At 37.3% G+C, this 19,998-nt stretch carries 15 protein-coding genes; 13 read left to right on the forward strand and 2 right to left on the reverse strand.

What is annotated here, in order from left to right:
- Positions 1-77: 77 nt before the first annotated feature.
- The 5 genes from ABES52_RS00095 to ABES52_RS00115 all read left to right on the forward strand — a co-directional run bounded on the left by ABES52_RS00095 (position 78) and on the right by ABES52_RS00115 (position 6,999).
- A complete protein-coding gene (locus ABES52_RS00095) occupies positions 78-2,099 on the forward strand; it encodes a transporter substrate-binding domain-containing protein (protein ID WP_429647719.1) in 2,022 nt (673 codons plus the stop codon).
- Positions 2,077-3,450 carry a sigma-54-dependent transcriptional regulator gene (locus tag ABES52_RS00100; protein ID WP_429647720.1) on the forward strand — a complete coding sequence of 458 codons (1,374 nt, stop codon included), beginning with the start codon at positions 2,077-2,079 and terminating at the stop codon, positions 3,448-3,450. The genes ABES52_RS00095 and ABES52_RS00100 overlap by 23 nt, the downstream gene beginning before the upstream one ends.
- Before the next feature lie 145 nt (positions 3,451-3,595).
- Positions 3,596-4,573, forward strand: coding sequence for a TAXI family TRAP transporter solute-binding subunit (locus ABES52_RS00105; protein WP_429647722.1), 978 nt, complete (start codon positions 3,596-3,598; stop codon positions 4,571-4,573).
- A 20-nt stretch (positions 4,574-4,593) separates the two neighbouring features.
- Positions 4,594-5,061, forward strand: a complete 468-nt coding sequence (locus tag ABES52_RS00110) for a DUF1850 domain-containing protein (RefSeq protein WP_429647724.1) — start codon at positions 4,594-4,596, stop codon at positions 5,059-5,061.
- Positions 5,062-6,999 carry a TRAP transporter permease gene (locus ABES52_RS00115; protein ID WP_429647726.1) on the forward strand — a complete coding sequence of 646 codons (1,938 nt, stop codon included), beginning with the start codon at positions 5,062-5,064 and terminating at the stop codon, positions 6,997-6,999.
- Positions 7,000-7,048: 49 nt separating this feature from the next.
- Here the strand turns inward: ABES52_RS00115 and ABES52_RS00120 are convergent, their stop codons facing one another.
- The gene (locus ABES52_RS00120) at positions 7,049-7,546 is read right to left on the reverse strand and encodes a peptidyl-prolyl cis-trans isomerase (protein WP_429647728.1); all 498 of its coding nucleotides are present in this window, start codon (positions 7,544-7,546) and stop codon (positions 7,049-7,051) included.
- 134 nt (positions 7,547-7,680) lie between these two features.
- On the opposite strand from ABES52_RS00120, the gene glsA reads away from it, so the two are divergent.
- The 4 genes from glsA to pyc all read left to right on the forward strand — a co-directional run bounded on the left by glsA (position 7,681) and on the right by pyc (position 13,948).
- Positions 7,681-8,610 carry a glutaminase A gene (glsA, locus tag ABES52_RS00125; protein ID WP_429647730.1) on the forward strand — a complete coding sequence of 310 codons (930 nt, stop codon included), beginning with the start codon at positions 7,681-7,683 and terminating at the stop codon, positions 8,608-8,610.
- A gap of 251 nt (positions 8,611-8,861) precedes the next feature.
- On the forward strand, positions 8,862-9,143 hold the full coding sequence (locus ABES52_RS00130; protein WP_429647732.1) for an Fpa/YlaN family protein: 282 nt from the start codon (positions 8,862-8,864) through the stop codon (positions 9,141-9,143).
- A gap of 108 nt (positions 9,144-9,251) precedes the next feature.
- Positions 9,252-10,442 (forward strand): FtsW/RodA/SpoVE family cell cycle protein, encoded by a 1,191-nt coding sequence (locus ABES52_RS00135; RefSeq protein ID WP_429647734.1) that lies wholly within the window; start codon positions 9,252-9,254, stop codon positions 10,440-10,442.
- Between the two features lie 65 nt (positions 10,443-10,507).
- Positions 10,508-13,948: a pyruvate carboxylase gene (gene pyc, locus ABES52_RS00140; protein WP_429647736.1), complete on the forward strand. Its 3,441-nt coding sequence runs from the start codon at positions 10,508-10,510 to the stop codon at positions 13,946-13,948.
- Between the two features lie 42 nt (positions 13,949-13,990).
- Here the strand turns inward: pyc and ABES52_RS00145 are convergent, their stop codons facing one another.
- Positions 13,991-14,911 (reverse strand): COX15/CtaA family protein, encoded by a 921-nt coding sequence (locus ABES52_RS00145; protein ID WP_429647738.1) that lies wholly within the window; start codon positions 14,909-14,911, stop codon positions 13,991-13,993.
- Positions 14,912-15,382: 471 nt separating this feature from the next.
- On the opposite strand from ABES52_RS00145, the gene cyoE reads away from it, so the two are divergent.
- From cyoE to ABES52_RS00165, 4 genes are all read left to right on the forward strand, one after another.
- Entirely contained in the window at positions 15,383-16,294 is a 912-nt protein-coding gene (cyoE, locus tag ABES52_RS00150) for a heme o synthase (protein WP_429647740.1), read from the forward strand.
- Between the two features lie 96 nt (positions 16,295-16,390).
- A complete protein-coding gene (coxB, locus tag ABES52_RS00155) occupies positions 16,391-17,470 on the forward strand; it encodes a cytochrome c oxidase subunit II (protein ID WP_429647742.1) in 1,080 nt (359 codons plus the stop codon).
- Between the two features lie 27 nt (positions 17,471-17,497).
- The gene (ctaD, locus tag ABES52_RS00160) at positions 17,498-19,369 is read left to right on the forward strand and encodes a cytochrome c oxidase subunit I (protein WP_429647743.1); all 1,872 of its coding nucleotides are present in this window, start codon (positions 17,498-17,500) and stop codon (positions 19,367-19,369) included.
- A complete protein-coding gene (locus tag ABES52_RS00165; protein WP_429647745.1) occupies positions 19,369-19,998 on the forward strand; it encodes a cytochrome (ubi)quinol oxidase subunit III in 630 nt (209 codons plus the stop codon). Before ctaD ends, ABES52_RS00165 begins: the two co-directional genes overlap by 1 nt.

Genomic DNA, 19,998 nt, shown 5'->3' on the forward strand with positions numbered 1-19,998 from the left:
AAAAAGAAGTCACTGAAAAATTTTTCGTTTATAATGTTAATGATATTGAAGTTAAGTTTTAGAAAGGTGGAAGAGCAATGTCTTGGCGTTCTTTAACACTGCTATTTACCATGATTGTAGTAATAATTGTACAACCACAACGTATCGTAGCAATAGACAAAACCATATCTAACACAAGACATGTAACTGTAGCAGTTGACCCAGCTTTACCACCTTTTCAGTTCAAAGAAAATGAGTCTCTTAAAGGATTTAGTATAGATATTTTTGAAACAATTGCAAATGAATTAGGTCTTACTTATGAATATATTTTTTTACCTCATCATCAAGCAATTGAAGCTTTAAAAAATGAACAAGTTGATGTGATTTTAACTGTTCCATATAATGATGTTCTTTCTAAAGATATTTTGTTTTCAGATCATTATTTTACATCCAGTAGTTCGCTTTATGTTGCGTATGGAAATAGTGAAATTCAATCAGTTGAAGACTTGTCAGAGCGAACAGTATCATTAGTTCAAGGTTCTATTGAATATGATTTTCTACAAAATATACGTCGAATAAAGTTCCAGGTAGCCTCTAATCAAAAAAATGCCTTACGTCTCCTAACTGTGAACCGTTCGGATGCATTTATTGGTGAACCACACACGGCTAATTATTTTATAAATCAATGGGGATTAGAGGATAAATATAAAGTAGTTCAAGCGAATGTTGTACCTGTTTACTATAGTTTCGTTTTAAGGCAAGATGAAGCCTTTTTATTGCATCAAATTAATGAGGAACTTTCAAAATTGCGGAAAAATGGAGTGTATCAGCACATAATGGAAAAATGGTTCGAACCTTATCAATGGAGGAGAAAAGTTGAGCATACAATCCATTTCTTAACGTGGTCCTTAGTTATTGTCTTAGTAGTAATTGTATTCATTAGTGTGTGGAACAGAAAATTACAAAAAGAAGTTCAAAAACAAACAAATGCCCTACAGCAACAAGTGTTAGAAACAAAAAATAATATTCAGTTCAAACAACAAATTTTAGACAGTAGTCCAAGGGGAATATTAACGTTCGATCGGTCGGGAGCGCTTACATCTATTAATCAAAAAGCGACCTTAATTATAGGAAAGGCTAATCTTGATATGAAAAGGAGCATTTATACGGAAATACCATTAATTAACAAATTGTTAGATACTACTCTATTTAATCAAGTGATCCGGCACGGAGAAAAAATTTTAGGAAAAGAATTTAATTGGGAGTTGTCAGAGAACAAAATTATGTCCATTAGGTATTACATCTATCCGCTATACAACTATAAACGTGAAATAATTGGCTTAATTTTGTCTTTTGAAGATATTTCTTTGGAAAAATATTTACGGGAACAATTTTTTGAACAGGAAAAAAGTCGAGCGTTAAATCAGCTAGTCGCTGGGATTGCTCACGAAATACGAAATCCATTAACTTCTATTCAAACGTTAGTTCATCTAATCCCATACAAAATGTCTAATGAAGAATTCAAAAAAGAATTGGTCAATATCGTACCAAAAGAGATTGAGCGCATCAATCAATTAGTGGAAGGTTTAATAAATTATGTGAAACCGAAAAAGAGTAAATCATTAATAGAAATTCGAGTTCATGACTTGATTCATTCTATAACTATATTGTTTAAAAGGGTGTTGGAACAAAAAGGAATCGACTTTCATTATCACCATCTCCCCCCTGTGACGATTACATGTGATGAGAATCAATTAAAACAAGCTCTTATGAATTTCATCTTGAATTCAATTGATGCCATCGAAGAACGAAAGAAGATAGAAGTTGGTCACTACCAGCCAAAAATTGAAATTTTTGGAGAAACGACATTAGAGACCTGTATTATTAACATTAAAGACAATGGGATGGGAATTAAAAAGGAAAACCTCGATAAAGTGTACGAGCCATTTTTTACGACCAAAGCCACAGGTACCGGTTTAGGAATGTCAATTTCAAAACAATATATCCAAGAACAAAATGGGACAGTCCAAGTGAAAAGTAAGTATGGGGAAGGGACACAAATAACAATTGCATTCCCATTAACGGAAAGGGGATATTATGGAAAAGATAGTGATAATTGATGATGAATATTCCATTTGTACTTCTTTACAATTTGCATTAGAAGATCAATATGATGTAAAGGCATTTACCGAACCACTTGAGGCACTCCAAGAAATACATTCTGAGCCCTATGATCTTTGCTTATTGGACTTAAAACTCGGTCAAATTAATGGTTTAGAAGTTTTAAAGCAAATAAAAAAGATTCAACCCAATTTAATCGTCATTATTATGACGGCTTATGGAACGATAGAAACATCTGTAGAAGCAATAAAACTAGGAGCTTATACATATTTAACGAAGCCACTTCATATGGAATCATTATTCGTCACCATTGGTCAAGCTTTACAATTTAAAAAATTACAACAACAAGTAGATGAATTGACTGAAGAACTGTCTCAAAAATATGGGATAGATTCTATCATTGGTCATTCTCCGTCCATGGAACGGGTATTTCATTTAGTTAAAAAAGTAAAAGATATCGATACAAATGTGCTGATATCAGGTGAAAGTGGAACGGGGAAAGAGTTAGTAGCCCGGGCTATTCATTTTTCGGGGGCTAGAAAAAAGGGACCATTTGAAGCGATCAATTGTGCTGCCATTCCTGAACACTTGCTAGAAAGTGAACTATTTGGTTTTGAGAAGGGAGCTTTTACTGGTGCTGTTCAAAAAAAGGAAGGGAAGTTTTTAGTTGCCCAAAATGGTACAGTGTTCTTAGATGAAATAGGTGACATGCCATTATCTTTACAGGCAAAATTATTACGTGTACTTCAGCAAAAAGAAATAACACCATTAGGTTCCAACAAAAAATACCCGCTCAACGTTAGAATAATTGCTGCTACAAATCAAAATTTAAAACAGGCTGTAGAAGAAGGAAGATTTCGTGAAGATTTGTATTTTCGATTAAATATCATTGAAATTTCACTCCCACCTTTAAGAGAACGAAAAAACGATTTACCTCTACTTGTTCAACATTTTATTCAACAATTTAATCAAAAATACGATAAGCAAGTTGAAGGGATTACATCCGAAGCTTTTGAAAGGTTAATGAGGTACTCGTATCCTGGAAATGTTCGAGAGTTATCCAATATTCTTGAGGCAGCAGTTATCATGTGTGATAAAAACCGTATTCAAGTACATGATTTACCGCATCAATTTCAAGAAGTTTCTATGCAATCTATGTGGCCAGAAGGCAAACAATTATCAATCTTTGACCAGTTAGTAGGATATAAAATAGAGGAAGTAGAGAAAGAGTTAATATTGGCTACATTAAAAGCAAACAATGGCCATCGACGAAAAACGGCTGAAATGTTAGGAATCTCTGAAAGAGGTTTACGAAATAAATTAAACCAATACAGTGAAGTACGAATCTAAAACCGGAAAAAAGTTCTTCACCGGAACTTTTTTCCGGTTTTCTATTCAACTTTCTGGTACAAATTATTGAATCCGCTTACAATGTTTGTTGGCACAATTTTTGCATAATTAATATATGAGACAAGAAACGAAGGGGGAACAAAAAATGAAGAAATGGAAATTATGGATGATGTTATTAATTTCATCCCTTATTGTCGGAGCATGTTCTAGTAATTCATCCAGTACTGATTCTTCAGGTTCTGAAGATCTATTTGTGACAATAGCCACTGGGGGAACATCGGGAGTTTATTATCCTATTGGTGGTGCAATGGCTTCAGTTTTTGAAGAGGCGTTAGGCATTGATACATCTGTTCAATCAACAGGCGCTTCGATTGAAAATATTAACTTAATTACAAACGATTTAGCAGAATTAGCTATCACAATGTCAGATGCGGTCCAACAAGCGTATGAAGGATCAGGTGCATTTGAAGGAGAAACACCAAATGAAAATTTACGAGGATTAATTTCCTTATATCCAAACTATGTCCAAATTGTAACGACTAAAGATTCTGGAATTGAAACGGTCTATGATTTAAAAGGAAAAAGAGTAGGAGTAGGAGCACCAAACTCTGGTGTTGAATTAAATGCACGTATTATTTTAGATGCGTACGGATTAACTTACGATGACATGGAAGTGGATTATTTATCTTATAAAGAATCGATTGATCAAATGAAAAATGGTATGATTGATGCTGCTTTTGTGACGAGTGGAATTCCGAATTCCACAGTTATTGATTTAGCAACATCACACGATGTAGAAATTATTCCTATTGAAGGAAAAGAATTGGAAAAACTAACATCAGAATATTCGTTTTTCACTGAAGGTACGATTCCAAAAGGAACTTATGAAAATGAGGAAGACATTTCTACTGTTTCCATCATGAACATTTTGTTAGTCAATAAAAACTTATCTGAAGAGGTGGTATATGATTTAACGAAAGCTATCTTTGAACATATAGATGATATTCATGCATCACATAATTCTGCTAAGAATATTACGCTTGATACAGCTACTGACGGTATGGTGGTTCCACTACATCCTGGAGCAGAGAAATATTTAAAAGAAAAAGGAGTAATTGAATAAAGGCAAGGAGCCGATTGTACTTGAAACAATGGGGATTATTCTTATTGATGATCATCATAGGGGGGATGGTTGCTTGCCAAAGGGAGCCATCATCCCCGTATTTATTAATCATTGAAGATGTGGACACAGGTAATAAATATATAGAGCAACCAGTAAAGATTGGAGATCGATTGAAGCTATCATGGATACATTCAGTTGAGCATACTCCCTGGGAGGAAATTATTGAGGTACAGCAAGACGAGCAATTACATTTAATTGAAACAAGGTTCCAATCATTCGGGGCAGGAGTACCTCACGAAAGTGAAGGAAAATTAGTTTATTCAGATGATTTTATTATCATGACCAATCTTGATCGACCTTACAAAAAGTATTCATGGATACATTCTCATTACGTGCAACACGAATTGACGTTAAATAATAAGAAATTTGTTGATACAAAGTTAATTCCTCATCATCGTCGGATTATTATGTATCTTGAAAAGAGGTGAATGGATTTGAACGATCAACAACTACTAGAAAAGTACGATGCCGAATCAAGATATCGTTCCTTTCAAAACCCCTATGTTAAAAACGTAATAGCGACTCTTGCTATTTTATTATCTTTGTACCATCTTTATACCTCCTATTTTGGAACACCTCCTACATTGCAACATCGTTCCATTCACGTAGGAGCTATTCTGGCCTTAACATTTCTCTACTACCCTGCATTTCGTCAATCATCCAAACAAAAGTTATCGGTTATTGATGTTTGCTTAGCCCTTTGTGCGATTTCTACCACTGTTTATTTAGTAGTCGAATACTCTAATATTATCCAACGTGGTGGAATAGCTAGCACATGGGACTACATTTTTGGTGGAATGTTAATCATCTTAGTTTTAGAAGCGGCAAGACGTTTAAGTGGCTTGGCACTTCCTTTATTAAGTATTTTATTTTTGTTATATGCTCTTTTTGGCCGATCATTTTCAGGTATTTTTCGTCATCGCGGATATGATCTTGAACAAGTGTCTGCGTATTTGTATACCACCACCGAAGGGATTTTTAGTACAGCAATAGGTGTTTCAGCAACTTATATTTTTCTTTTTATTTTATTTGGAGCGTTTCTGCAAAAATCTGGTATGGGGCAATTTTTTAATGACTTAGCTTTGGCGATTGCCGGACATACTAAAGGAGGACCTGCAAAAGTTGCCGTCATTGCAAGTGGATTTTTGGGGAGTATTAATGGAGCTGCAGTAGCTAACGTTGTTACTACTGGTGCCTTTACGATTCCATTAATGAAAAAAATAGGGTATAAAAAAGATTTTGCAGGAGCTGTTGAAGCTAGTGCGTCAGTTGGTGGACAAATTTTACCTCCAATAATGGGAGCATCAGCATTTATTATGGCGGAAGTATTGGGCATTCCTTATTCAACGATTGCATTAACTGCAATTTTGCCAGCATTGTTATTTTATTTAGGAATATTAATTCAGATTCATTTTCGTGCGTCAAAAAATGGTTTAGAAGGTCTTGAAAGAGATCAACTACCTAAAGTAAGCGATGTCCTAAAAGAACGGGGGCATTTGTTAATTCCATTAATTTTCTTATTTTATATGTTGTTTTTTAGTGGAACAACCATTATTTTTTCAGCTTTTTGGACAATTATTGTCACTATCCTTGTAAGTTTGGTAAGAAAAACCACACGTATGTCTTGGCGGGATGTATTAGAGGCTTTAGAAGTTGGCGCACGAACATCGCTTGGTGTGGCCGTGGCTTGTGCAGCAGTTGGAATTATTGTAGGTGTGGCCACATTAACCGGGTTCGGTTTAAAATTAGCGAGTGGTATCGTTGCATTAGGTGGGGACAATTTATTCCTTACTCTTATCTTTACGATGATTGCTTGTATTATTTTAGGCATGGGATTACCAAGTATTCCAACTTATATCATTACGGCAACCATGGCTTCTCCAGCGCTCATCCAACAGGGGATTGAACCACTTGTAGCTCATTTATTTGTCTTTTATTTTGGTATTTTCGCAAATATTACTCCTCCTGTAGCATTAGCATCGTTTGCTGCTGCAGGTATTTCTGGTGGAAATCCAATGAGAACTGGATTTGTGTCAATGAAATTAGCGATTGCAGGTTTTATTATTCCGTTTTTCTTTGTATACAATAATGAATTATTATTAATTGATATTACGTTGCTAGGTGCATTACTTGTAATTATTACAGCTATTATGGGTGTCGTCATGCTCGGAATAGCAGCGGAAGGATTCCTATTTACTAGACTAAACTTAGTAGAACGATTGCTTTTAGCCTCAGGTTCATTCCTGTTTCTTACACCAAATGTAGTACAAGATTTAATTGGGATTGTTCTATTTGGGTTCATAGTTTTTCGTCAATTTTCATTACAAAAACGAATGAGGTCCCAGGCAAAGGGATCGGCAATTTAATATGAAAAGCCTATTCCCTGATAAAACCAGGGAACAGGCTTTTTTGTTTTTATTCAACACGGAAACCTCTAACATGTTTAATTGGATTATCCTTATTGGACCCATCTCCAAAATACACATGAACGGGACCATCTTCTTTTAACGGTTTGCCGTCTTTAGAGAAGCCTAAAATTAACTCATACCCTTGTGAAAGTGTGAGGGAAACTTCTTTTTCGGCTGTTTCAATAATCAATGTTGTTGCTTCTTCAAATGGTTCTGCATTTTCTAAAAAAGAGCGGAACGGTATTCCAAACGTTCCCGTGAGAACTTTTTCTTTTTCGAATTTCCGTTCAGTTTTTAATGTAGGGGGAAATACGGCTCCTTCGCGAATCTCTCTTTCCCAGTGTTTGGAAGTTACTTGTATATACTCTTCTTCTTCATTTTTTTCTTGTGGTTCTGTTAAAAAATATGTATTTAAGTCTAACCGGCGGTCATCAAAAATCCATACTCCAGGATCTAAAGTGATTTTGAATTTCACTTTCCCTTTAATTGGTAAAATAGTGTCCATCGTGTTTACCCCCTCACGAAAAAATGGTTTTTTATAGGAATGTTGGTTGAAAATAAGCATGACTCATTCATTAGTATATCTTTCTTGAAAAAGTTTGTCACACGAAACAAGAAACATCAGGAGGTTAAAATCGAATGGAATGCATTAGCAATCAAGAGTTAGAACAGCTCATTGATGAAGTTCGTCCGTATAGTCAATATGGCAAATTAGTGGATTATATTCCAGCGTTAAAAGAAGAAAATAGTGAGGACCTATCCGTATCGATTTTTCATGTGAACGGAACGTTTTTTTATGCTGGAGACTATTTAAAAAAATTTACATTGCAGAGTATATCCAAGGTGATTACGCTAGCACTTGTCCTAATACAAAACGGAGAAGAGGCTGTGTTTGAACGAGTTGGAATGGAGCCAACAGGAGATCCTTTTAACTCAATTGCAAAGTTGGAAACATTAAAGCCAGCTAAGCCATTAAATCCGATGATAAATGCGGGAGCACTAGCGGTAACGAATATGATTCAAGGAAAAGATGTAGACGAAAAATGGGACCGCCTACTTTCCTTTGTGCGGGAGTTAGTCAATGATGACCAAGTGTCGTATAACGAAAGGGTCGCTAAATCAGAATATGATACGGCTAATTTAAACCGTGCTTTATGTTACTTTATGAAACAACATGAGGTAATTGAAGGAAATATTGAAGACCTTCTTTTTTTGTACACGAAACAATGTGCTATTGAAATGAACTGTTCAGATTTAGCACGAATCGGAGCGGTTTTTGCCGCAAATGGTGTTGACCCTGTTACTGGACGAGTACTTATTCCCTCCCATATCGCAAGAATTTGTAAAACGTTTATGGTGACATGTGGAATGTACAATGCCTCAGGAGAATTTGCGATAAAGGTAGGTATTCCGGCAAAAAGTGGAGTATCAGGTGGAATTATGGGAGCAGTCCCTCATAAATGTGGTATCGGTATTTTCGGTCCTGCTCTTGATGAGAAAGGTAATAGTGTTGCCGGAGTAAAACTTCTTGAAAAAATGAGTCAAATATATGGTTGGAGTATTTTTTAACCATCGATGACAAAAAGCCCCTCTATGTATGGAGGGGTAATTTTTATGGTGTTGAGTTGACCTTATTTCTCTTCTCAAAATCTAAAAGTATCTAACCATTTTTTAAAGTGAAAAACTTTTCAAGTTCGTTTATAATAGATTTATAAAGGAATACACAATTTACGAACTTTCATTATTCTTGCCAATTCACTATTCTAACGGTAGAATTTATAGATAGGATTGGAATTTTGGACGGAAATGGGGGGGTTACTGTGGCGTCTGAAATTAAAGTGGATCATCGTGAGAAAGCTTATGCCTTACTAAAAGCAGACGCGGAAAAAATTTTACAATTAATTAAAGTTCAAATGGACAATTTAACGATGCCCCAATGTCCTCTATATGAGGAAGTGTTGGATACGCAAATGTTCGGCTTGTCCCGTGAAATAGATTTTGCCATTCGCTTAGGATTAGTAGATGAGCGCGATGGGAAGGAGCTATTGGATTCTTTAGAAAAAGAACTATCTGCCCTTCACGAAGCTTGGACAAGAAAATAATCAATATAAACTCAAACAGTTCGGACCGAATGTTTGAGTTTTTTTGTATCAAATCCACTTTTTTAGAGACAATGTATTAGTTGGATTTTAATATAAGGAATGATTGATATGTTCAAACGAATTATAAAATCGTATGACTATTCACTGATCATTGTATATTTTCTGTTGTGCTTATTCGGGCTCATTATGATCTATAGTGCCAGTATGGTAACCGCTATTCAAATTTACGGAAAAGAGAGCGACTTTTTCTACGACAAACAAAAACAGCATTTGATCGTTTCGTTCGTTACTTTTGCCATTATGGCATTTTTACCATATAAACTATGGGAATCGAAACAACTTTCGAAGATTTTAGTTTTCGGTTCATTTTTAGTACTAATATTGGTCCTTTTTTTCGGACACGTATCGAACAATGCACAAAGTTGGTTTACCTTTGGCTCAAGAAGTATTCAGCCAGCAGAATTTGTTAAATTAGTTGTTATTATTTATTTATCTTCTGTTTATGCACGTAAACAATCTTATATAAATGAGTTTAATGTTGGGGTTATACCTCCCATTGTGTTTCTTGTCGGTCTTTGCTTTTTTGTTGCCTTGCAGCCGGATTTAGGAACAGCAGCTATAATATTTGCGATCGGTTGTACGATTATCATTTGTTCAGGAATGAACATGAAAAACATTATGAGACTAGCTGTTCTTTCTCTAGTGTTTCTTCTTTTTTTCAGTCCATTTATATATATGAAAAAGGACGACTTTATTACAAAAGAGCGAATTGGTCGGATTAACGGTTTTCTTAAACCATTTGAATACGAGCAAGATGACGGTTATCATTTAGTTAATTCGTATTTAGCCATTGGATCCGGTGGTGTTAAAGGGCAAGGAATTGGACAAAGTATTCAAAAGTTAGGGTACCTCCCAGAACCTCATACAGACTTTATTATGGCTATAATTGCTGAAGAGCTCGGAGTTTTTGGGGTATTGTTCGTTCTGTTCGGATTGGCTTATATTGTTTTAAAAGGTATTTATATTGCGGTAAGGTGTAAAGATCCGTTCGGGACATTGCTTGCTATCGGTATTTCGAGCATGATTGCCATTCAATCGTTTATTAATCTTGGAGGTGTTAGTGGTCTAATTCCGATTACAGGTGTCCCTTTACCATTTATTAGTTATGGAGGTTCCTCCTTGTTGCTCTTATCATTATCTATGGGGATACTTGTAAATATCTCGATGTTTGTTCGATATGAACAAAAATATAAAAAGAAATCGACAACTACAACAAAGGGGATAACAACTTTTTCGTAGTGTTTACGAATAGTTGTTCATCTATAAATCATTTATATGGAATTTCATAGGGGAGAGGTGCAATTGTGAGAAAAAAGATTAACAAAGTATTAGTGGCAAACAGAGGGGAAATTGCCATTCGGGTTTTTCGGGCGTGTACGGAATTAGGGATTCGTACCGTTGCGATTTATTCGAAGGAAGACTCAGGGGCTTATCACCGTTATAAAGCGGATGAAGCTTATTTAGTCGGCGAAGGAAAAAAGCCGATTGAAGCATATTTAGATATTGAAGGAATTATTGAGATTGCCAAACGGGCTGGAGTCGATGCCATTCATCCTGGTTACGGTTTTCTTTCTGAAAACATCCAGTTTGCGAAACGATGCGAAGAGGAAGGGCTTATTTTCATCGGGCCAGAAACACGTCATTTAGACATGTTCGGCGACAAAGTAAAAGCTCGCTTTCAAGCAGAATTAGCAGGTATTCCAGTTATACCTGGAAGCGATGGTCCAGTAAAAGGACTAGATGAAGTGATTAAATTCGGAAAAGAGCATGGCTTTCCAATAATAATTAAAGCGGCCCTTGGCGGTGGTGGACGCGGGATGCGGATTGTTCGTAGCTTAGATGAAGTACGAGCATCCTATGAACGAGCCAAATCTGAAGCAAAAGCCGCTTTTGGAAGTGAAGACGTCTATGTCGAAAAATTCATTGAAAAACCAAAGCATATAGAGGTACAAATTTTAGGAGACCAATATGGAAACATCGTTCATTTATTTGAACGTGACTGCTCTGTGCAACGACGCCATCAAAAAGTCGTAGAAGTAGCACCATGCGTGTCCATATCCGAAGAGCTTCGTCACCGTATTTGTCAAGCGGCAGTTCAGTTAATGGAGAATGTCGGATATGTAAATGCGGGAACAGTGGAGTTTTTAGTTTCAGGTGACGATTTTTACTTTATTGAAGTCAACCCGCGAGTGCAAGTGGAACATACGATTACCGAGATGATTACGGGTATTGATATCGTTCAATCCCAAATTTTAATTGCTGCCGGTTATCAATTAAAAGATAAAGAAATCGGTATTGAATCACAACAATCGGTCACGATGCATGGATATGCCATCCAATCTCGTGTCACAACTGAAGATCCATTGAATAACTTTATGCCAGATACAGGAAAAATCATGGCGTATCGTTCAGGCGGCGGCTTCGGCGTGCGACTTGATGCCGGAAACGGATTTCAAGGTGCTGTCATTACACCGTATTATGATTCTTTGCTTGTGAAATTGTCTACTTGGGCACTGACGTTTGAACAAGCTGCAGCGAAAATGGTTCGTAACTTGCAAGAATTTCGTATTCGCGGAATCAAGACAAACATTCCGTTTTTGGAAAATGTCGTGAAACACGAAAAATTTATTTCTGGTCAATATGATACTTCGTTTATCGATACGACACCGGAATTGTTTATTTTCCCGAAGCGGAAAGACCGGGGAACCAAAATGCTTACGTACATTGGTACGGTTACAGTCAATGGTTTTCCGGGAATTGAGAAAAAGAAAAAACCGGTGTTTCCTAAAGCGCGTATTCCTAAGGTCAATGTAACAACTTCACCACGTGAAGGTACGAAGCAAATTTTAGAACGTGAAGGTGCGGAAGGCCTCGTCCGTTGGGTTAAAGACCAACAAAGAGTGTTATTAACCGATACAACATTCCGAGATGCACATCAATCATTGTTAGCTACGCGTGTAAGAACGTATGACTTGAAGCAAATTGCTCGACCAACATCTAGGCTGCTTCCAAACCTATTCTCATTAGAAATGTGGGGAGGAGCGACCTTTGATGTGGCCTATCGCTTCTTAAAAGAAGACCCATGGGAGCGCCTATTAACGTTACGCGAACGAATCCCGAATATATTATTCCAAATGTTATTACGGGCATCGAATGCAGTTGGCTATAAAAACTATCCGGACAATGTGATTCGTGAATTTGTTGAAAAATCAGCCTATGCCGGTATCGATGTGTTCCGTATTTTTGATAGTTTAAACTGGGTGAAAGGAATGGAAGTAGCAATTGATGCTGTTCGCCAATCTGGTAAAATTGCGGAAGCATCGATTTGTTACACCGGAGATATTGACGATCCAACGCGGAAGAAATATAACATTAACTATTACAAACAAATGGCGAAAGAGTTAGAACAGCAAGGGGCCCATATTCTAGGCATTAAAGATATGGCTGGTCTGTTAAAACCACAAGCTGCCTATCGATTAATTTCGGAATTAAAAGATACAGTTGATATTCCAATTCACCTACACACTCATGATACAAGTGGAAATGGAATTTTCACGTATGCAAAGGCTATTGAAGCAGGAGTAGATATTGTAGACGTTGCCGTGAGCTCAATGGCCGGACTCACTTCTCAACCAAGTGCGAATACGTTATTCTATGCTCTTCAAGGCACGGAACGTCAACCAGATGTTGATATTCAATCATATGAGCTGCTTTCGCGGTATTGGGAAGATGTTCGAAAATACTATCAAGATTTTGAAAGCGGGATTCTTTCGCCACACACAGAAGTGTATCAACATGAAATGCCTGGGGGGCAATATAGTAACCTTCAACAGCAAGCAAAAGCGGTCGGCCTAGGTGACCGATGGGATGAAGTAAAAGATATGTATCGTCGCGTCAACCAATTGTTTGGAGATATTGTAAAAGTCACTCCTTCTTCAAAAGTGGTTGGAGATATGGCTTTATTTATGGTCCAAAATAATTTAACGGAGCAAGATATATTGGAACGCGGAGATAAACTAGATTTCCCAGATTCGGTCGTTCAATTGTTTGAAGGGTATTTAGGTCAGCCGTATGGGGGATTCCCTGAAGAGCTGCAAAAGGTAATTTTAAAGGGGCGCGAACCAATCAATGTTCGTCCTGGTGAATTACTAGAAGATGTTGATTTTGATGAAGTGAAGAAAGAGTTATTTGAAGAATTAGGGCGACAAGTCACTTCTTTCGATGCGATTGCATATGCCCTTTATCCAAAAGTATTTAGAGAATACAATGAAGCCGTTCAACAGTATGGTGATTTATCTGTTTTAGACACGCCTACGTTCCTATACGGAATGCGCTTAGGTGAAGAAATTGAAGTAGAAATTGAAACAGGAAAAACATTAATCGTCAAACTCGTCTCCATTGGACAAGCCCAAGCAGACGGGACACGAATTGTGTATTTTGAGCTAAATGGTCAGCCACGGGAAGTGATTATTCGTGATCAAAGCATCAAATCAGCGGTTGCGTCAAGAGTGAAAGCCGATCCGAAAAACGAAGCACACATTGGCGCTACTATGCCAGGTACGGTGATCAAAGTACTAGTAGAAAAAGGCGAAAAAGTGGAAAAAGGCGACCATTTAATGATTACTGAAGCGATGAAAATGGAGACGACTGTCCAAGCACCTTATTCTGGTGTGGTCAGAGATATTTTTGTACAAGCTGGTGACGCGATTCAACCAGGAGACTTGTTAATTGAATTACAAAAATAATAAAGAAACAGGCCTTGGAATCAACTCCAAGGCCTGTTTCTTTTAATCCATACTTTGACGCTGATTGTAATTGCTCCGAACAACAAGCAATATAAAATAACACAATAAACCGAATAAGCATGTGATAAAGAACGCATGAAGTAATGCGATAGCTAAATTTAACTGAGTGATGATGACAAGTGCACCAGCAATTACTTGACTTAAAGTTAATACAAAGGCGATGATCCATCCCCAATAAAGTACTTTTTGGTGCTGGTATTGTCGAATGGCCATCCAAGTTACATATGCAATCCAAATAAAAATAAGACCAGCGGCTACACGGTGTCCCATTTGAATCCATTCGTACATATTGGATGGTAAGGCAGGATCTGTATTAATACATAATGGCCAATCTCGGCAAACTAAGCTTGATTTTGTATGGCGAACAAGAGCTCCGGTATAAACGACAAAATAGCTGTAAATCGTAATGGCAATAATGTGGAACCGCATTCGTTTATCGATAACAATACGGTCGGCATCAAATTTTTGATCAACTTCAAAAATAAGCAAGGTTAATAAAAAGACAGCGGCAAACGATATTAAAGAAATACCGAAATGAAGAGCTAATACAAAGTCTGACTGTCCCCAAATTACTGCCGCTGCTCCAATTAATCCTTGAAGGACAAGAAAGAAAATCGAAAGTATGGCCAAAAATTTCGTTTCACGCTTGTGTCCAATCGCTTTATATGACCAAATAGCTAAAATAAGGACTAACAAGCCGACTCCACCCGAAACGACCCGGTGGGCAAGTTCAATAATCGTTTCTAATGTAATATTTTCAGGGATGATTTGGCCATGGCATAGCGGCCAAGAACGTCCGCAGCCCATACCAGAGCCTGTTTTGGTGACTAGTGCTCCTCCGAGAAGCACGAATATCATCCCAATCGTTGTTAGGACTGCAAACCATTTTAAATAACGTCGCAAATGCTTCACCTTCTTACGAACATTGTCGAAAAATCATATGCACTTAATCGATATTACTAAAGGAATACTAAAAAAACAATTCTAAAAAAGATTATTCTTGAAAAACTATTGAAACGGAAGGGAGAGTCTGTTAGAAATATTTATGGAATCTATTTGGCCTCTCTTCTACTAAAATAGATTCTATTGTACATACTAATTATGATATTTTGTAGTAAAAAAAACAACCGTTCGGCTAATAACGGTCACAAATTCGACATAAATACTTCAAAAACTCTTCACAAAAACGCAACGAGATATGTTTTAATATAAAAATGATGGGTTTATTTTTGTCCGAGATTTGAAAAACTGAAAATGGTTTCATTTAACCATTCATGTTGTACTAAAATTGTGATTAATATAGCTAGACGACAGTTTTTCCTATATAGTTATGTTATGCGGCTTGACCTTACGTATAGAGAGGGGGGAGAGGCAATGTCCGACGTCCGTACGGTTACCGTTGATAAAGGAAACTTTCCTGAAACATCAGCGTGGCGAGATTTTTTAGCGTTAATCAAAATTGGTATTGTTAATTCAAATTTAATAACAACATTTACTGGATTATGGTTAGCGCTTTATTTCAATAATAAACATTTTCTTCAACATTTAGATATGATGGTTTTGTCATTGCTAGGGTCAACGCTAATTATCGCAGGCTCATGCAGTTTAAATAACTTTATTGATCGTGATATTGATCATGTGATGGAACGAACTAAAAAACGGCCGACCGTTACTGGAAAATATTCTGGTCCAAAAGTATTAACGATTGGTTTTTCATTCATCGTGATTGGATCGTTCCTATTATTTTTAACTTCTTTTACTGCTGGATTAATTGGTTTAATCGGGATTTTTAGCTATGTTGTATTATATACGATGTGGTCTAAACGCCAATATACGTTAAATACGGTTATTGGAAGTATTTCTGGGGCTGTACCACCGTTAATCGGTTGGGCTTCCATTGATCCTGATTTACATGTAGTGGCGTGGATTTTATTTTTATTAATGTTTATTTGGCAACCGCCACACTTTTTAGCACTAGCAATGAGACGAACAGAGGAATATCGTGCGGCAGGAATTCCGATGTTGCCTGTTGTTCACGGTTTTGATATAACGAAGCGACAAATGGTTGTTTGGGTAGCATGCTTGTTACCGTTACCTTTTTATTTGCATTCGTTAGGAATGCCTTTTGTCGTGTTAGCAACCATATTAAATATTGGATGGCTGATTTTAAGTATTGTTGGTTTTCGAGTGAAAGATGATATTAAGTGGGCAACACAAATGTTTGTCTACTCCATCAATTATTTAACTATTTTGTTTGTATTGATGGTTATTATGACCGTCATTTAATAAAGGGAGTTCTTTCTATAAAGAAATCCACATATAATCTTGTTTTCCAGTCCTTGTGTTGCAAAACAATAAACGAAAGAGGGGTTTGATTAAGCTATGAAACAATGGCTAACAAAATGGCGTCTTTACTCACTTTTCGCTATGTTGACGCTCATTTTGTCCGGCTGCGGTGAACCATTCGTTTCCGCATTAAGACCGGCCGGCGAAGTGGCTGAAGATCAATTTAATCTAATGTTAATAAGCACAGCGATTATGGTTTTAGTAATTGTAGTCGTTGTTGCCGTATATGTAATTGCACTTATTCGTTTCCGTCGTAAAAAAGGAGACGAGAACTACATCCCGAAACAAGTGGAAGGAAGTCATACTTTAGAAATTATTTGGACAGTTATTCCAATTATTTTACTTTTAATTTTAGCTGTTCCAACTGTTTCCTACACATTTAAATTTGCTGATGTATCTGAAATGGAAAAAGTAAATGAAGAAGGAAACCGTGAAGCGCTAGTTGTTAATGTACGTGCTAGCCTTTACTGGTGGGAATTCGAATATCCTGATTTAGGAATCATTACTAGCCAAGATTTAGTCGTTCCAACCGATCAAAAAGTTTATTTCCAAATTAAAGCATCTGATGTTAAACACTCCTTCTGGATTCCTGCAGTCGGAGGAAAAATGGATACAAACACCGACAATATCAACAAATTCTGGTTAGAATTTGATGGTGAAAAAGCAAATGAGGCTGGAAACCTATTCTATGGGAAGTGTGCGGAACTTTGTGGTCCTTCGCACGCATTAATGGATTTCAAAGTAAAAGCTATTTCACAAGATGAATTCGCTCAATGGGTAGAGGATATGCAAAATGCAGAAGAGCCTCAACCAACAACTGAGTTAGCAAAGCAAGGACAGGAAATTTTCACCCAAAAATGTTTAAGCTGTCACGCAGTATCTCCACAAGATAATCGACCAGAGCAAGCACGTTTAGCACCAAACTTAGCAAACTTTGGTGAACGTTCACGTGTTGCTGGTATTTTGGATCATAATAAGGAAAACTTAATTGAGTGGTTAAAAGACCCTGAAACAATTAAGCCTGGTAACAAAATGACTGGAACTTACGGTCAGCTTACTGACGAAGAGCTTGAGGCTTTAGCAGAATATTTAATGGGCTTAAAAGTACAGGATTAATTCGGACTAGACAAGGGAGGGTTAAACGTGAGTACCTACGCACAAAAGAAGGGCTTCGCTGCCACTCTTTGGGACTACTTAACAACAGTAGACCATAAGAAGATTGCCATCCTTTACTTAGTTACTGGTGGTCTCTTTTTCATCCTTGGTGGTATCGAAGCACTTGTCATTCGTATTCAGTTAGCGGTACCTGAAAATGATTTTATCAGTGCAGGTCTTTATAACGAAGTATTAACGATGCACGGAACAACAATGATTTTCTTGGCAGCTATGCCATTGTTATTTGCGTTTATGAACGCTGTTGTACCACTTCAAATTGGTGCTCGTGACGTAGCGTTTCCATTCTTAAACTCACTTGGTTTCTGGTTGTTCTTCTTCGGAGGACTATTCTTAAACCTTTCATGGTTTTTAGGTGGAGCTCCTGATGCTGGTTGGACTTCTTATGCATCTTTATCTCTAGCTTCACCAGGCCATGGAATAGACTTCTATGTATTAGGATTACAGATTTCTGGTGCAGGTACGTTAATTGCTGGTATTAACTTCTTAGTTACAATTATTAACATGCGAGCGCCAGGTATGACATACATGCGTATGCCATTGTTCACATGGACAACATTCGTTGCATCTGCACTTATTTTATTTGCGTTCCCGCCTTTAACAGTAGGTCTCTTTTTAATGATGTTTGACCGTTTATTTGGCGCAAACTTCTTTGATGTAGCAGCAGGTGGTAACACAATTATTTGGGAACACTTATTCTGGATTTTCGGACACCCAGAAGTATACATTCTTGTTTTACCGGCATTCGGTATTTTCTCTGATATTTTCTCAACTTTCTCTAGAAAACGTTTATTCGGTTATTCTTCGATGGTATTTGCAACCGTATTAATCGGTTTCTTAGGATTCATGGTGTGGGCTCACCACATGTTCACGACTGGTTTAGGACCAATTGCAAACGCAATCTTTGCGGTTGCAACAATGGCGATTGCTGTTCCTACTGGTGTTAAGATTTTCAACTGGTTATTAACGATGTGGGGCGGAAGTATTAAGTTTACAACTCCAATGTTGTATGCAGTGGGCTTTATTCCTTCTTTCGTTGCCGGTGGGGTAACAGGTGTTATGAACGCCGCAGCTGCTGCCGACTATCAATATCACGATAGTTATTTCGTAGTTGCGCACTTCCACTACGTTATCATTGGTGGGGTTGTTCTTGCGATATTAGCAGCAACACATTTCTATTGGCCAAAAATGTTTGGTACAATGTTAAACGAAACATTAGGTAAAATTACGTTCTGGTTATTCTTTATCGGGTTCCATTTAACCTTCTTTATCCAACACTTCCTTGGCTTAATGGGAATGCCACGTCGTGTTTGGACTTTCTTACCAGGTCAAGGTTTCGAAACAGGAAACTTAGTATCTTCCATCGGGGCTGGCTTCATGGCAGCTGGTGTCATTGTATTACTACTCAACATTGTTATCACAAGTGTGAAAAATGAAAAAGTTGGAAACGACCCTTGGGGAGATGGTCGCACAATTGAGTGGGCGATCCCATCACCACCACCATTCTACAACTTTAAACAAACGCCTCTTGTACGTGGGTTAGATACATGGTGGATTGAGAAGATGGAAGGTAAAAAAGAATTAACTCCAGCAGAACCGCTTGGAGATATTCATATGCCAAACTCTTCTATTTTACCATTTGTTATGTCTTTAGGTCTTTTCGTCGCTGCATTTGGTGCGATGTATCAAGTGGACGATAAGCCTTGGGCAATTCCAGTTTTAATTATTGGTATGCTAATCACACTTGGTGCCATGTTCTTACGTTCTGTTATTGATGATCATGGATACCATATTCATAAAGAGGACTTATTGAAAGATGGCGAAAAGGGGGTTAAGGCATAATGCACGTTGAAGAAAAATTCACGCCGAAAACATGGCCTGCATCTCCTGAAAAGGCAACCCTTGAAGGAAAAAATAAGTTTTTAGGTTTCTGGCTATTTCTTGGGGGCGAAACGGTGCTCTTCGGCTCCCTTTTCGCTACCTACTTAGCACTGAAAGATAAGGTACCTAGTACCGATCATGCGTTAGCAAAAGATTTATTCGAATTGGAACTAGTATTTATTGCAACAATGCTTCTTTTAACAAGCTCGTTAACAAGTGTATACGCGATGTATCACATGAAGAACTACAGCTTCCAAAAGATGCAAGCATGGTTATTAATTACGGTTCTTTTAGGAGCAGGGTTCTTAGGACTTGAGATTTACGAGTTTAATCATTATGTTCATGAATTTGGTCATACTTTTACTAGTAGCGCATTTGGTTCAGCATTCTATACGTTAGTTGGCTTTCACGGTGGACACGTTGCCTTCGGATTGTTATGGATTATTACGCTCATGTTACGTAATGCGAAGCGTGGGTTAAACCTTTACAACGCACCGAAGTTTTATGTTGCCAGCCTTTATTGGCACTTCATCGACGTTGTATGGGTATTCATCTTTACAGTAGTATACTTAATGGGAATGGTGGGATAA

This window comes from Aeribacillus pallidus (assembly GCF_050478865.1).
Lineage (GTDB): Bacteria > Bacillota > Bacilli > Bacillales > JACDOC01 > JACDOC01.

What these genes read in the sequence shown, in the direction of transcription:
- ABES52_RS00100 (WP_429647720.1), top strand. Translation starts at nt 2,077, where the DNA reads ATGGAAAAGATAGTGATAATTGATGATGAATATTCCATTTGTACTTCT.
- ABES52_RS00135 (WP_429647734.1), top strand. Translation starts at nt 9,252, where the DNA reads ATGTTCAAACGAATTATAAAATCGTATGACTATTCACTGATCATTGTA.
- ABES52_RS00095 (WP_429647719.1), top strand. Translation starts at nt 78, where the DNA reads ATGTCTTGGCGTTCTTTAACACTGCTATTTACCATGATTGTAGTAATA.
- ABES52_RS00115 (WP_429647726.1), top strand. Translation starts at nt 5,062, where the DNA reads ATGGATTTGAACGATCAACAACTACTAGAAAAGTACGATGCCGAATCA.
- ABES52_RS00165 (WP_429647745.1), top strand. Translation starts at nt 19,369, where the DNA reads ATGCACGTTGAAGAAAAATTCACGCCGAAAACATGGCCTGCATCTCCT.
- ABES52_RS00105 (WP_429647722.1), top strand. Translation starts at nt 3,596, where the DNA reads ATGAAGAAATGGAAATTATGGATGATGTTATTAATTTCATCCCTTATT.
- glsA (WP_429647730.1), top strand. Translation starts at nt 7,681, where the DNA reads ATGGAATGCATTAGCAATCAAGAGTTAGAACAGCTCATTGATGAAGTT.
- coxB (WP_429647742.1), top strand. Translation starts at nt 16,391, where the DNA reads ATGAAACAATGGCTAACAAAATGGCGTCTTTACTCACTTTTCGCTATG.
- cyoE (WP_429647740.1), top strand. Translation starts at nt 15,383, where the DNA reads ATGTCCGACGTCCGTACGGTTACCGTTGATAAAGGAAACTTTCCTGAA.
- ABES52_RS00120 (WP_429647728.1), bottom strand. Translation starts at nt 7,546, where the DNA reads ATGGACACTATTTTACCAATTAAAGGGAAAGTGAAATTCAAAATCACT.